The following is a 14,234-nucleotide window of genomic DNA, read 5'->3' on the forward strand; positions in this document are numbered from 1 at the left end:
TCTTATCGTATTTTGCCGATGGCGCCATGCCGCCATCGCTACAGGAGTCTTCATGTTCTCGATCCGTGCCGTCCTGGCGGGCTGCGTGGCGGCGCTATGCGCCTTGCCGGCGGCTGCCGCAGCCGACGTCCCCGCCGCCGCCACTACCTCTACCCCCGCTGCCACCCTGGCCGTGCCCGCGACCGTGGCGGCGCGCCCGCGCATCGCCCTGGTGCTGTCGGGCGGCGGCGCGCGCGGCCTGGCGCATATCGGCGTATTGAAAGTGCTGCAGGAGCTGCATGTGCCGATCGACATGGTGGTCGGCACCAGCATGGGCGGCGTGGTGGGCGGCGCGTATGCGGCCGGCGCTTCCGTGGCGGACCTGGAAAAGATGGCGCGCGAGACCAATTGGGCGCGCGTGGTGGCCGACCGGCCGCCGCGCGACGAACTGGCGTTCCGCCGCCGCGAGGAAGATCTGTTGCTGCCGTCGCGCATCGAGTTTGGCACCAGCCGTAACGGCATTTCCACGCCGCCGGCGGCGGCCAGCAATGCGGCGCTGGAAATGGCCTTGAACCGCCTGCTGCCGGCCGGCATGCGCGACCGCCCCGCCAGCCAGCTGCCGCTGCCTTTCCGTTCGGTGGCGTCGGACCTGGTCAATGGCGAGCTGGTGGAGCTGGTCGACACGCCCCTGTTCCTGTCGATGCGCGCCTCGCTGGCCGTGCCGGGGGTGTTTGCCCCCTTGCGCGTGAACAACCGGCTGGTGGTCGATGGAGGCCTGGTGCGCAACCTGCCCGTCGACATGGCGCGTGCCATGGGCGCCGACATCATCATCGCCGTCAACGTGGGCACGCCGCTGGCGCCGGAAAAGGAACTGGGCAGCGCCATCGGCGTGGCGCAGCAGATGCTGCAGATTCTCACGGAGCAGAACGTGCAGCGTTCGCTCAAGGAGCTGCGGCCGCAGGATATCCTGGTGGCGCCCGATTTGACGGGCGTCAGCTTCCTCGACTTTGAAAACTATGCGCGCGCCATGCGCGCCGGCGAGCAGGCGGCGCAGGCCTTGGCCGCCCGCCTCGCGCCGCTGGCCCTGCCGCCGGAACAGTATGCGGCGCGCGAGCAGCTGCGCCTGGCCGCGCCGGCCCTGCTGGACGTAGCCCTGCCGCTCACGCGCCTGGCCGTGGAGAGCGAAGGCGATATCAATCCGCGCATCCTGCAGGCGCAATCCGGGCTGGAGGAAGGGCAGTCGGTCAGCCAGGAGGATGTGCTCAAGGCGGCGGCCAAGCTGTATGGCCGCGGCGACGTGGCGCGCGTGGAGACGGAAGTGGTCGACGCGGGCGACCAGCGCACGGTCAATATCAAGGCGGTCGAAGCGCCATGGGCCAGCAACCGCCTGCGCGTGGGCCTGGAAATGGCCAGCGATTTCAGGGACAGCAATACCTTTGCCCTGAAGCTGCTGCACGTGCGCTCGAATTTGAACAGCTGGGGCGGCGAATTGCGCAGCATGGTGCAGATCGGCACCACGCGCAACTTCGGCGTGCAGTACTGGCAGCCGCTCGGCGCCGGCAACCCGTGGTACATCGCGCCATCGATTCAGTACAGTTCGCAGGCAGTCGACCTGTTCGACAAGGGACGGCGCAGCGCGCGCGTCGCCTACAGCGGCCAGGGTGCCAGCCTGGTGCTGGGACGCCAGTTCGGTTTCTGGGGCGACCTGCAGTTCGGCATCACGCGCAGCGAGGTGAAGGCCGGTCTCAGCATCCCCGCCGACCCGGCCTTCCCCGAGGAGCGGGCGCTGGGCACCAACCAGTTCGTCCAGTTCCGCGTCGATACGCTCGATTCGCCCGGTTTTCCCACGCGCGGCGTGCTGCTCGACGCCACCTGGACCCGCTCTGCGACCACCGGTACGGGCGAGTCGGGCCTGGGACGCTCCGCCATCACGGGCCTGAAGGCCTTTGGCCGCGGCAACTGGGCCGGCCACGTGTATGGCGAATGGGCGCGCGCGCAGCGCGGCGAGGCGCCGCTCAGCCTTGGCGGCTTCCTGCGCCTGTCCGGCACCCAGTTCGAATCGGTGACGGGGCGCAGCGTGGCCCTGGCGCGCTTCGTGATGGCGCGCCGCATCGGCTCCCTGCCCAGCACCCTGGGCGGCGCCGTGCGGGCCGGCTTTTCGCTGGAAATGGGCGGCGGCTTCGATCAGAGCGAGCGCTGGAAATCCACCAAATTCACGCAGGCCAGCAGCGCCTTCATCTCCGTCGATACGCGCTTCGGTCCCGTCTACGTGGCCTCGGGCGCATCGAAGGGCGGCGAGAGCACGCTCTATCTGTTCCTGGGACCGGTCTGGTAGGGCGCCGCGGGGGCGGCGGACGCCGTGCTGCGGCGCAGGGCCGTGAAGGCGGCAAATTCCCATGAGCGAAAGCCCAGCAGCAGGGTAAAGCCGTCGCGCTCGGCAGGCGCAAGGCGCCGGTCGTTCTGGTGCAGGCGCGCCAGTTCCTCGGCCAGCTGGCGGATCTTTTGCACCAGCTCCTGCGCGCTCGACAGCGACAGGCGCGCCGGGATGCACATCAGGGTTTCGCCGGCGCCGTCAAAATGCCCGCTGAAATAATCGGCCACCACGTGTTCGCGGAAGTACTGCTGCACCGGGCCGTCGGCCAGCCAGTGGAAGGCGTTCGAGACGCGCAGGCTGTAGCGGTTCAGCGGCTTGAGTTCGATCAAGCCCAGCCGGTCCAGCTCGGCCAGGCAGCCGATGCATTCGGCCTGCGTCAGCGCATACGTTTCCACCACCTGCTCCAGGCTCCAGTGGCCGAGGCAGCAGATCGCCACCAGCAGCAAGCGCGGATGCGCCACCAGCGACTTTTCCTGCACCAGCGTGAGCGTGTCGGCATGCGGCGTGATGTCGGCCGCGCCGCGCAGCACGTCCTCCATGGCGATGCCCGAAGCCTTGCAGATCAGGGCCAGGCGCGACAGCGACATGTCGTGTTGGCCAAACATGCGCTTGACGCTCGATTCGCTCATGCCGATGCGTTCGGCCAGTACCTTGTAGGTGATGCCGGCGGCGCGCAGTTGGGTGCGCAGTACGCGCAAAACCAGTTCAGGTGAACTCACGATAGTTCCTTTATGCAATTTTGGTGGCGGATGACGGTACCGAATGTAGCCGTTAACGGCACTTTGCACAAGGTGATAGTACTTTTCGGCAAAAGCGATGACACTCCCGCTTGTGGCTCGCGCAGCGCGCTACAACCAGGCAATCCATCCACTTGTAGAGGTTATCCATGTTCCCATCTTTCCGTTTCCCCGCAGCGCTGCTGGCGCTGGCCACCATCGCCCCCCTGCATGCCGTCGCAGCTGAACCGGCACCGGGTCCGTTCTACGCGGGCGCCAGCTATGGCTTTCGCGCCAGTAGCGGCCTCGATTGCATCGCCGGACAAAGCGATTGCGACAAAAGCAGCAAGCGCAATGGCAAGGCCTACCTGGGTTACAGTTTCGACGCGCTGCCGTTTCAGGGCGGCGTGGCCCTGCCTTCGATTGAGCTGGTGGGGTACATGGGCGGCGAGGTCAAGTCCGGCTTCGACACGGACGCGGGCAAGCGCGCTGGCCGCGGCAAGTTCACGGGCCTCGGCATGCAGGGCGTGCTCGGTTACCAGTTTGACGCGTTTACATTGAGTGGCCGCGCCGGTGCGGCATACACGCAGGGCAAGGTCGATTATCTGGGCGGCGGTTCGGACAAGAAGAGCAAGATCGGCCTGACCTACGGCATCGGCGCGGCGTATGCGCTGAACAAGAATTGGTCGCTGCACCTCGACTGGGACCGCGTGCCCGTCAAGTACAACAGCAAGCAAACGACCAAGGTCGACATGTTTTCGCTGGGCGCGTCCTACCGTTTCTAAGGGGGACGTTCAGCAGACGATGGCCTGATGGCGGACGCCCCCAGAACGGGGTGTCCGCGGGCGGCCTGAAATGTTCATGGCGGCGTTGCACGGCCTCGCCGTATTGCTCATACTGTCTTCGTCCATGCGCCTTGCCATGGACATTTCCAGATCAGTCTTTGACGTCAACCTTCTGCAGCAATTTCGCCAGCAGGCGTTTTTCCTGCTGGCGCTGGCCTGACACGGTTTTCACGTGCGCTCCGGCGGCGCGCTGCAGGGCGGCAGTGGCGACCGGGTTGCGCGGTTTTTGCGAGGGTTCGACGCGGAACTGCATTTTCTGCCGCGTCGCCAATGCCTTGTTTGCCATCGGTTTCCCCCTTCTTTCCTACAGCACGTAGCGCGACAGGTCCTCGTTGACCGACAGCGCTTCCAGGCGTTCGTTGACATACGCGGCATCGATCACCAGCAGGTTTTCCGTGCTGCTGCTGTTTTCGCTGGCCGTAAACGACACTTCTTCCAGCAGTTTTTCCATCACCGTGTGCAGCCGGCGCGCGCCGATGTTTTCCGTGCGCTCGTTCACCGCATAGGCGATTTCCGCCAGGCGCGTGATGCCTTCCGGCGCGAATTGCAATGTGAGGTTTTCCGTCGCCAGCAAGGCTTCGTACTGCATCGTCAGGCAGGCGTCGGTACTCGTCAAAATGCGCTCGAAGTCCGAGATCGACAGCGATTCCAGTTCCACGCGGATGGGGAAGCGTCCCTGCAGTTCCGGGATCAGGTCCGACGGCTTCGACAGGTGGAAGGCGCCCGAAGCGATGAACAGGATGTGGTCCGTGCGTATCATGCCGTACTTGGTGTTGACGGTCGTGCCCTCGACCAGCGGCAGCAGGTCGCGCTGCACGCCGGCGCGCGAGACGTCGGCGCCGCCCGATTCCGAACGCGAGGCGATCTTGTCGATCTCGTCCAAAAAGACGATGCCGTTCTGCTCGACGTTCTGGATCGCCTTCTGTTTCAGTTCATCCTCGTTGAGCAGCTTGGCCGCTTCTTCCTCGAGCAGCAGTTTCAAGGCTTCGCGGATCTTGACCTTGCGCGCCTTCTTGCGCTGCCCGCCCACGCCCGAAAACATGGACTTGATCTGCTCCGTCATTTCTTCCATGCCTGGCGGCGCCATGATTTCCATCTGCGGACCCGCCTCGGCCAGCTCGATCTCGATTTCCTTGTCATCGAGCTCGCCCTGGCGCAAGCGCTTGCGGAAGGTCTGGCGCGTGCTGTCGCCGCTGCCGCTGTCCACGGCCGCTGCCGTATTCGGCGTGAAGCCGAAGTCGCGCGCCGGCGGCACGAGGATGTCGATCACGCGGTCTTCGGCCGCATCTTCGGCGCGTGCGCGCACTTTCTTCATTTCCAGCGCGCGCGTCTGCTTGATGCCGATGTCGATCAGATCGCGGATGATGGTGTCGACGTCGCGCCCCACATAACCGACTTCCGTGAATTTGGTCGCTTCGATCTTGATGAACGGCGCTTCGGCCAGCTTGGCCAGGCGGCGCGCGATTTCCGTCTTGCCGACGCCCGTGGGGCCGATCATGAGGATGTTCTTGGGCGTGATTTCATGGCGCAGGGGCTCGGCCACCTGCTGGCGGCGCCAGCGGTTGCGCAGGGCGATGGCGACGGCGCGCTTGGCCTTGGCCTGGCCCACCACGTGCTTGTCGAGTTCGGTGACGATTTCCGACGGGGTCATGTTCATGATCATAGTTGGCTTTCTATTCTTTGCTCAGGCGCGCTTAGGTTTAGTCTAAGGTCTCGATAATGTGGGACATATTCGTGTAAATGCACAGCTCGGCGGCGATGGTCAGCGATTTCTTGACCACGTCGGCCGGCGACAAGTCCGTGTTTTCCTGCAGCGCCTTGGCGGCGGACTGGGCGTAGGTGCCGCCCGAGCCGATGGCGCCGATGCCGTCTTCCGGTTCCAGCACGTCGCCATTGCCCGTGATGACCAGGGTCGACTCGCTGTCGGCCACCAGCAGCATCGCTTCCAGGCGGCGCAGCACGCGGTCGGTGCGCCAGTCCTTGGCCAGTTCGACGGAGGCGCGCAGCAGGTTGCCCTGGTGTTTTTCCAGCTTGCCTTCAAATCGGTCGAGCAGGGTGAAGGCGTCGGCGGTGCCGCCGGCAAAGCCGACCAGGACCTTGCCCTGATACAACTTACGCACTTTGCGGGCCGTGCCCTTCATGACGATGTTGCCGAGCGTTACCTGGCCGTCGCCGCCCAGGGCGACCTGCTTGCCGCGCCGGACGCAGAGGATGGTGGTGCCGTGAAATTGTTCCATAGTGACCTCAAAAGATTCGTGCCGATGCGTGCAAGGCCATGCGATTGCGCGCCCATGCCCCAAAAGTGGGGATGGAAAAGGCAATTGCAAGCGGCAGTGCCTGCTTCAGTGTAGTCGGCGCGGGACGAAAAAAAAGCACGCAACCGAAGGTTGTGTGCTTTTTTATTCGCCATCGCGTGGCCGCCGGGGCGACCGCGCAAGGGAGGGGCGATCAGTCGCCGTAGAGTTTTTGCTTCAGTTCGCGCCGTTGCTGGGCTTCCAGCGACAGGGTGGCGGTCGGACGGGCGATCAGGCGCGGGATGCCGATAGGCTCGCCCGTTTCTTCGCACCAGCCATAGTCGCCGGCGTCGATGCTGGCGATCGATTGCTGCACTTTCTTCAGCAATTTGCGCTCGCGGTCGCGCGTGCGCAGTTCCAGCGCATGCTCTTCCTCGATGGTGGCACGGTCGGCAGGATCCGGTACGAGCACGGTTTCACGCAAGTGTTCCGTGGTTTCGCCGGCGTTTTTCAGCAGATCTTTTTCGAGCTGCTGCAGGCGCGCCTTGAAGAATGCCAGTTGTGCCGGATTCATGTAGTCATCTTCGCTCATGGCGCGAATTTGGTCTTCGCTGATGAGAGGGATGTCTTGGTTGGCGGCCGGGGTCGATTTATTAGTTTTGGTCATAACTTCGCTTACCTTCGATACGACAGAGTTTTCAAATTGATCAGTTGATGCGGCGATACCGAGCAACTGTACAGGTTCCGCTTGGCATTGCTGTCCCGCTGTACTGCGTGCGACCTTGGCTTGCCGGCGAAAGCCAGGACTACCGGCCGGCTAAGGTGCCATGTTGATAACTTTTTACCGCTCTATGCCAGTCGCGCTATGCGCGCGTCAACAGGCGTGTTGGGTGGATCGGTTGCATGCCTGGCATGCGGCCAGCGGCAGTTTGCCAGCATTTCATGACAGGCGAACGACATGGGCCGTTTTCGTCGCTGATTTTGGCACGCTTTGCTTTATATTGCCATCCCGATTTGTTGACTAGCCGATCAGAAACGGCTACTTGTTGGTTTATGCCAGCAAGATGGGTGTCGGACAGCGGGAAAGCGTGCTTAACTTTCCCTTTTGTTTCTGCTTTGCAACGGATACTTTGCAAAACCCGGCTAGTTTATACCAAACATTGTTCGAGTCCGCGAATAAAAATGTCTTTTGGTAGATTCTTGCCAATAAATACCATTTTGCTGCCACGCACTTCGTTTTCGCCCCATTTGGCGCCCAGGTCGCTGCCCATCAGCTGGTGCACGCCCTGGAAGACCACCTTGCGCTCGGCGCCCTGCATCAGCAGCACACCCTTGTAGCGCAGCATGCGCGGACCATACACTTGCACCAGGCCGCCGAGGAACTCGTCGAGCTTGGCGCTGTCGAACGGTTGCGTGCTCTTGAAAACAAAGGCGGCGATATCGTCGCTGTGTTGGGCATGGTGGTGGTCGGCATGGCCGCAATCGGTGGCGCAGGCGTCGCTGTGCTCGTGCTTATGACCATGCTCGTGCTCATGTCCGTGTGCATGGTCGTGCGCCTTGTCGTGATCATGCACGTGCGCCGTTTCCGTCGCCAGGAAATCCGGGTCCAGTTCCAGTTTTTCATTCAGGTTGAAACCGCGGATGTCGAGTACTTCGGCCAGCGGGGCGCGGCCGAAATCGACCTTGGCGATGGGCGCGCGCGGGTTGATGCGCTTCAGGCGGCGCGTCAGGGCGGCCACGTCCTCTTCACTGACGAGGTCGGTTTTCGACAGCAGCAGCTTGTCGGCAAAGCCCACTTGCCGCTGAGCTTCCTCGTATTCATCGAGTTGCTTCATGGCATGGCGGGCATCGACTACCGTGATAATGGCGTCGAGCATGTAGTGGCTGCCCACTTCTTCGTCGACAAAGAAGGTTTGCGCCACGGGGCCGGGATTGGCCAGGCCCGTCGTTTCGATGACGACGCGGTCGAATGCCAGCAAGCCGGCGTCGCGCTTGCGCGCCAGTTCCGTCAGGCCCACGATCAGGTCGCCTCGCACGGTGCAGCAGATGCAGCCGTTGTTCATCTCGATGATGTGTTCGTTGCTGTCCTGCACCAGGATCTCATTGTCGATGTTTTCCTGGCCAAACTCGTTCTCGATCACGGCGATGCGCATGCCATGGTCTTCCTGCAGTATGCGGTTGAGCAAGGTGGTTTTGCCGGCGCCCAGGAAACCGGTGAGGATGGTGGTTGGAATCAGTGCCATGAGAGATGCCTTGTAATCGGTGGTGCCGCCGCGCAAGCGGAAGAATGCGGACGATTATGCCGGAATTTTGCAAAAGCTTGCAAATGCGCGCCCATCCGCTTGATATGGATCAGGCCGTCCAGCAGGAGCGGCTGCCTACTTGAGCTTGGCGCGCGGGTGTGCCTGGTCATACACGTGCGCCAGGTGCTGGAAATCGAGGGCCGTGTAAACCTGGGTCGAGGTGATGCTGGAATGGCCCAGCATTTCCTGCACGGCGCGCAAGTCGCCCGACGATTGCAGCACGTGCGAGGCAAACGAGTGGCGCAGCACGTGCGGGTGCACATTCGCGGGAATGTCCGTCGCCAGCGCATGCGCCTTCAGGCGCAGCTGCAGTACGCGGGGCGAGATGCGCGTGCCGCGCGTGCTTAAAAACAAGGCAGCGCTGCCATCGGCCGCTGGCGGGCGCACGCCCAGCCAGGCCGTCAAGGCCACGAGGGCCGCCTTGCCGACGGGCACCTTGCGCATCTTGCTGCCCTTGCCCGTGACGATGACTTCGAAGCTGGCCATGTCGAGCCAGCCCAGCGAGGCGGGCTGGCCGCCGTCGGCCTTGCAGTAATGGGTGTCCAGGCTGGTCAGTTCGGACACGCGCAAGCCGCTCGAATACAGCAGTTCGAACATGGCGCGGTTGCACAGTTGTTCCGGCTCGGCGGCGCCTTGCTGGTGTTGCGCGGGCGCCACGAGGCGCACGGCGTCATCCACCGACAGGGCTTTCGGCAACGTTTTGGCCCGCTTCGGGGCGCGAATGCCGTCGACGGGATTGGCGTCGAGCTTGGTCTCGCCGCTGAGCCAGTTGAAGAAGCCCCGCCACGACGACAGCTTGCGGGCGATGGAACGCGGGTCGAGGCCGCCAGCGTGCAGCTTGGCCGTGTAGCGGCGCACTTCGTTGTGGGCAAGAGCCGTCCAGGGCGTGTTGCCGCTCAGTTCCAGCAAGGCGCGCAGGTCGCGCCCGTAGGCGTCAAGCGTATGCGGCGACAGCTTGCGTTGCGTGGCCAGCTGCGCCAGATAGGCGTCGAGCCACTCGGCCTTGCCGCGCGCCTCATTCATGGCGTTCTCAGGCAGGCGTGCCGGCGCGCAGCGCGGCCAGGGCGGCGCTGGCCGTGGCGCCGATATGCACGAGGAAGTCCGTGCCCATGCTGGACGTAAAACGTTCGCTGTCGGGCGAGCCGAGCACCAGCAAGCCGAAGGTGCCCGTGGTGTTTGGCGCGCGCAGGGCGATCATGACGGTCGATTCGATCTTGTCGGCCTGCAACCAGTGCACGGCTTCGAAATCGCGGTTGCTGCCGCAGTACGGCGTTTGCAGGCTGTTGGCGAACATGCGCACATCGGCCGTGACATCTTCCGTGAACCAGCCGTTGGCGTGTTCCGGCAGCACTTGCCACAGGCGCAGGCTGACGTAGGGCACGTCGAAATTGCTTTGCAAGGCGTCGACCAGCACGCGCGGCATGTCCGCATCGTTGCGCACTTGCAGCATGGCCTGGTTCCAGCCGTGGAACTTGCTGGCGATGTCGCCATTTTCCTCGGCCACGCGGCTCAGCTTGGACATGCGCAGTTCGAGCGCCTTGTACTTGTCGCGCATCACTTCCATCTGCCGCTCCTGCAGCGAGATGGTGCGTCCCGTCAGCGGGCTGCTCAGTTTGACCTCGCCGAGCAGAGCGGTATGCTCTTCGAAGAAATTCGGGTGCTCGCTCAGGTACTGGGCGACGGTGCTGGAATCGAGTGTGGCGGTCATTGATAATATCTGTCAGTGAAAGTTGAACACTTCATTCTAACCGAGAGTGCGCCGGCATAGGCGCAAAGGGCATGGCGCCCGTGCATTTTCCGCGCGCCCATGAAAAAAGCGGCATGGTTGCCCATGCCGCTTTGTATTTCCTGGTCAGCTGTCACCCGCGGAGGGGGACAGGCGGGCCATTAGAAATTGTGGTGTACGCCCAGGCCGATGTAGTTGACCGAGGTGGTGTTGTTGTAGTTGGCGACGCTGGCCGATTTCTTGTTCGAAATATCTGCGTACAGGTAGGTACGCTTCGACAGATTGTAGTCGTAGCCCAGCGATGCTTGCTTGGTCTTGGCGACGCCATCCGGCGTTTTTTGACCGTAGCCAGCGCGGATCTTGCCTGGGCCGACGTCATAGTTGGCGCCCAGCACCCACGATTTGGTGTCGGTGTTGACGATCTTGAAGTTGCCGTCATCCTGATGTTGGTACGTTGCCATCAGTTTCAATTCCGCGATCGGATTGAACGATGCGCCGACCGACCACAGCTTGGCTTGCAGGCCGTTACGCTCGTAGGCAGCCATGGCAGCGAACTGGGCGTTGTTGTACGTTGCCGACACCGAGTACGGATTCGATGCTGGCACCACATTGGCTGGCAGGGCGAAGTTGCCGGTGGCATTCGTCGTCAGGTTGCGCACGGTGGCTGCAACGGCGGTGTTGTTGTTCGCTTCTTTGGCGGCCACGGTGGCGTTGAACTGGAAGCCGCTGATGACTGGCGAGTTGTAGAACACGGCATTCGAGAAGCGGTTACGCGAGTTGCCTGGCGCGCTCAGCGGATCGCTGGTGTAGCCGGCAACGGTCAGGTCGGTCTGGAAACCGGCTGGCGTAGGCATGCCCGACCATGGTTCGAAACCGGTACTCGTTTCCTGGAAGGCGGTGAGGCCACGGCCCAGGCGCACGGTACCGAAGTTGCCTTGCAGGCCGACGCGGCTTTGACCCTGGAACAGCGGACGCGAATTGGCGCCCGACGTGTTTTCTACGGTGCCAGTGTCGGATTCATAGCGAATTTCCAGTTGGAAAATGGCTTTCAAGCCATTGCCCAGATCTTCCGTGCCCTTGAAACCCAGCTTGTTGTTGTCGCGCTTGGTGACGGCGGTGGTCGAACCAGTCGCTTTGCCCAGGCCTGCATCGATCGTGCCGTAGATTTGGACGGACGACTGCGCTTGTGCGGTTGCGGCAAAGGCGCCGAAGAGTGCGAGGGCAACGAGTGATTTTTTCATGTCTTATTCCCTATTAAAAGTGAGTTCCGTCCGAGATCCGAGCAGATTGAAATGCGCTAACTGTCGCGTTTCGATGAATGAACCTTAATTCGTCGGCGCGCAAGACGTGCGGGATTGGTCAAATGTGCGTGAAAAGATTGGTGAAAAGCGGCATAACTGCATGCCCCTGTTGTATTTTTGTAACGCGCGGTTTCTGCCGATCCTGCGCCGATGGACAGCGTTCTCCCACCGCCACGCTGGCGGCGCCTTGCCATATTGGCATGTCCGCGCCAGGACATTGTTGCGTTGAATCAAGTTCTTGAGGCGGCTTTGGCGGATTTATGACACAAGGACGGTACACTAAGGGAAGGCCTGCGTTGATGGGCCTGGAGACGGCTCACTATTATTAGAATCATTGACTCAATATCGAGAATCGATGGCAAATCGCGAAACATTAGGATTGATCAAGGGCGCACGTGCGGGCGATGTTGCCTGCCAACTGGCGTTGGGGCGGGTGTATCTGTTTGGACAGGGCGTGCCGCAAAGCCTGCCCACGGCCTTGCACTGGCTGGCGCGGGCGGCCCAGGAGGATAGCGAGGAAGCGTGCTTGCTGATTGGCACGCACGTGCCGTTCGAAGTGGCGCAACCGGCAGCCAAGGCGCTGATTCCCTATTATGCGCAGGCGTTCGATGCAGGCCTGGTGCAGGCGGGCCTGGTGCTGGCGCAGCTGGTGCTGGGCAATACCGCCAGTCACTGTGAATCCCTGCGCGCCAAGGCGCGCGTGGCGCTGGATGCCGCCGTGCGGGCCGGCTTGCCCGATGCACAATGGTTGTTATCCATGCAAGAAGGCTCGCTTGCCGCTGCCGGGCGGGACACCGGCCTGGCTGGCGAGAAAGCCATCGATGGCGACGCGCCGCTGCACGCCTGGCTGGAGCAGGCATGGCGCCAGGGCAACCATGCCGGATTCCTGTCGCAAGGCTTGCCGCTGGCGCGCGAGCTGCTGCAGCGCCAGGCGGCGGCCGGTGCGCGCACGATCGCCCTTGACGCGCAGCAGGTGCTGTTGCTGTCCCGTTGTGCCCAGGCATTGGCGCCTGGCGGCGACGCCGAAGGCTGGCAGTGTTGCGAGCTGGCAGCGCATGGCGGCGACCGCACGGCGCAGCTGGAGCTGGGGCTCGGCTATGCGCGCATGGATGCGCATGGCCAGCGGCTGGCCACGCGCAATGGCGCGGCCAATTTCAAGCGTGCCGTGCGCTGGCTGACGCAGGCTGGCGAGCAGGGGCTGGCCGAAGCCTGGTTCGTGCTGTCGCGCATCTACACGAAACCGGAATTTTCCCAGCGCAATGTGGTTGAAGCCCATTCCTGCCTGGAGCGTGCCGCCGACCTGGGGCATGGCCCGGCCCAGCTCGAGTGCGGCATGCATGCCTGGCGCAATCGCCGCGATGGCGTCAACAATGATGTGCGGGCCGCGTACTGGCTGCTGCAGGCGCAGGCGCAAGGCAGCAGTGAAGCGGAGGCGGCGCTGGCAAAGATCGCGCCGCAGGGCGAAGCCGGCGACTGGGGCCAGTGCACCGCCATGCAGGCCGATGGGCACTTGCGGCAATTGGGCCAGAGCCACCCCTTGCTGGCGGCGCGGCTGGCGCTGGCGCGCTGCTTCCATCTGTCGCGTGCCGAGGCGCTGCTGCTCGATATCCACGCGGCTGATCAGGGACATTGTCTGTTGATCGATATCAGTGCCACACATGGGCGAGGCAAGCGGCGCCTGGTACTGATCCGCACGGCGCAGGAGCGCCAGCTGCTCGATCAGGTGGTGCGCCTGTTCGAGCGCGTCGATTGCGGTGTGGCGGGGCCGGAAGGCAATTACCGGCAGCGCCTGTACCGCCTGAAGTGCTACCTGGCCGAACTCGATGTCGCACAGGAACAGCAGTTCCTGGCGGCCTGACTCAGACTGCTCACTTTCACCCGTTTACAGCTCGATCGTGCCCTCGAACACGGTCACGGCCGGGCCCGTCATCAGGACGGGATGGCCGTCGCCTTGCCAGGCGATCGACAGTTCGCCGCCACGCGCGCTGATGCGCACGGGGGAATCGAGCAAGCCGCGCAGGATGCCGGCCACGGCGGCGGCGCAGGCGCCCGTGCCGCACGCCAGGGTTTCGCCCGCACCCCGTTCAAACACGCGCAGTTTCACGTGCTGGCGGTCGACGATCTGCATGTAGCCGGCGTTGACCCTGCGGGGAAAGCGCGGGTGGTGCTCGATGCGCGGGCCCGTCACTTCCAGGTCTTGCGCATCGACATCCTCGACCACTTGCACGGCATGCGGATTGCCCATCGACACGACGGACACCAGCACGGGCGACGTTTGGCCCGGCAGCGCCAGGTCCAGCGGCCACAAGGTGTCGTTGCCTTGCGCTACACCGTCCAGCCCGTTTGCATCGAACGGCACCAGCGCGGGGTCGAGCACGGGCGCGCCCATGTCGACCGTGATGCTGCCATCGGGCTCCAGGCGTGGCGCGATGACGCCGGCCATGGTTTCCACGCGGATGCTGTCCTTGCTTGATAGCCCTTTTTCGCTGACGAACTTGACGAAGGCGCGCGCGCCATTGCCGCACTGCTCGACTTCGCCGCCATCGTTGTTATAGATGCGGTAGCGGAAATCGCAGCCGGGCAGGCGCGGTTTTTCCACCACGAGGATCTGGTCGGCGCCGATGCCGAAACGGCGGTCGGCCAGGCGCTGCCACTGGGCTGGCGTGAAGTCGATATCTTGATGGATGGCGTCGATGACGATGAAGTCATTGCCGGCGCCATGCATTTTGGTAAATTGGAGTTTCATGGTCTGCCGT

The 14,234-nt window shown here is 63.3% G+C and carries 13 protein-coding genes; 3 read left to right on the forward strand and 10 right to left on the reverse strand.

Annotation, left to right across the window (positions count from 1 at the left end; genetic code table 11):
- Positions 1-52: 52 nt before the first annotated feature.
- Complete coding sequence (locus JAB1_RS11655) at positions 53-2,314, forward strand: patatin-like phospholipase family protein (RefSeq protein ID WP_070280033.1); 2,262 nt, start codon at positions 53-55, stop codon at positions 2,312-2,314.
- Here JAB1_RS11655 and JAB1_RS11660 read toward each other — a convergent pair.
- Positions 2,287-3,072: a helix-turn-helix transcriptional regulator gene (locus JAB1_RS11660; RefSeq protein ID WP_034783557.1), complete on the reverse strand. Its 786-nt coding sequence runs from the start codon at positions 3,070-3,072 to the stop codon at positions 2,287-2,289. The genes JAB1_RS11655 and JAB1_RS11660 overlap by 28 nt on opposite strands.
- Positions 3,073-3,239: 167 nt before the next feature.
- Between JAB1_RS11660 and JAB1_RS11665 the strand changes: the two genes are divergently transcribed.
- The gene (locus tag JAB1_RS11665; protein WP_034783555.1) at positions 3,240-3,854 is read left to right on the forward strand and encodes a porin family protein; all 615 of its coding nucleotides are present in this window, start codon (positions 3,240-3,242) and stop codon (positions 3,852-3,854) included.
- A gap of 151 nt (positions 3,855-4,005) precedes the next feature.
- On the opposite strand, the gene JAB1_RS11670 is transcribed toward JAB1_RS11665, so the two are convergent.
- The 8 genes from JAB1_RS11670 to JAB1_RS11705 all read right to left on the reverse strand — a co-directional run bounded on the left by JAB1_RS11670 (position 4,006) and on the right by JAB1_RS11705 (position 11,418).
- Entirely contained in the window at positions 4,006-4,200 is a 195-nt protein-coding gene (locus JAB1_RS11670) for a hypothetical protein (protein ID WP_070258561.1), read from the reverse strand.
- Positions 4,201-4,218: 18 nt separating this feature from the next.
- A complete protein-coding gene (gene hslU / locus JAB1_RS11675) occupies positions 4,219-5,571 on the reverse strand; it encodes an ATP-dependent protease ATPase subunit HslU (protein WP_070280073.1) in 1,353 nt (450 codons plus the stop codon).
- Between the two features lie 43 nt (positions 5,572-5,614).
- On the reverse strand, positions 5,615-6,151 hold the full coding sequence (hslV, locus tag JAB1_RS11680) for an ATP-dependent protease subunit HslV (protein ID WP_034753065.1): 537 nt from the start codon (positions 6,149-6,151) through the stop codon (positions 5,615-5,617).
- Between the two features lie 211 nt (positions 6,152-6,362).
- A complete protein-coding gene (gene dksA / locus JAB1_RS11685; RefSeq protein WP_034753066.1) occupies positions 6,363-6,815 on the reverse strand; it encodes an RNA polymerase-binding protein DksA in 453 nt (150 codons plus the stop codon).
- 481 nt (positions 6,816-7,296) lie between these two features.
- Entirely contained in the window at positions 7,297-8,391 is a 1,095-nt protein-coding gene (locus JAB1_RS11690; RefSeq protein WP_070280034.1) for a GTP-binding protein, read from the reverse strand.
- A 135-nt stretch (positions 8,392-8,526) separates the two neighbouring features.
- Complete coding sequence (locus JAB1_RS11695; protein WP_034783547.1) at positions 8,527-9,474, reverse strand: tyrosine recombinase XerC; 948 nt, start codon at positions 9,472-9,474, stop codon at positions 8,527-8,529.
- Between the two features lie 7 nt (positions 9,475-9,481).
- Positions 9,482-10,159: a DUF484 family protein gene (locus JAB1_RS11700; RefSeq protein ID WP_034783545.1), complete on the reverse strand. Its 678-nt coding sequence runs from the start codon at positions 10,157-10,159 to the stop codon at positions 9,482-9,484.
- Between the two features lie 179 nt (positions 10,160-10,338).
- Complete coding sequence (locus JAB1_RS11705; RefSeq protein WP_070258567.1) at positions 10,339-11,418, reverse strand: porin; 1,080 nt, start codon at positions 11,416-11,418, stop codon at positions 10,339-10,341.
- 415 nt (positions 11,419-11,833) lie between these two features.
- On the opposite strand from JAB1_RS11705, the gene JAB1_RS11710 reads away from it, so the two are divergent.
- Positions 11,834-13,336, forward strand: a complete 1,503-nt coding sequence (locus tag JAB1_RS11710; protein ID WP_070280035.1) for an SEL1-like repeat protein — start codon at positions 11,834-11,836, stop codon at positions 13,334-13,336.
- Between the two features lie 24 nt (positions 13,337-13,360).
- Here JAB1_RS11710 and dapF read toward each other — a convergent pair whose 3' ends face one another.
- Positions 13,361-14,224 carry a diaminopimelate epimerase gene (dapF, locus tag JAB1_RS11715; protein ID WP_070280036.1) on the reverse strand — a complete coding sequence of 288 codons (864 nt, stop codon included), beginning with the start codon at positions 14,222-14,224 and terminating at the stop codon, positions 13,361-13,363.
- Positions 14,225-14,234: the final 10 nt, after the last annotated feature.

The organism is Janthinobacterium sp. MP5059B (genome assembly GCF_001758645.1).
Taxonomy (GTDB): Bacteria; Pseudomonadota; Gammaproteobacteria; order Burkholderiales; family Burkholderiaceae_D; genus Janthinobacterium; species Janthinobacterium lividum.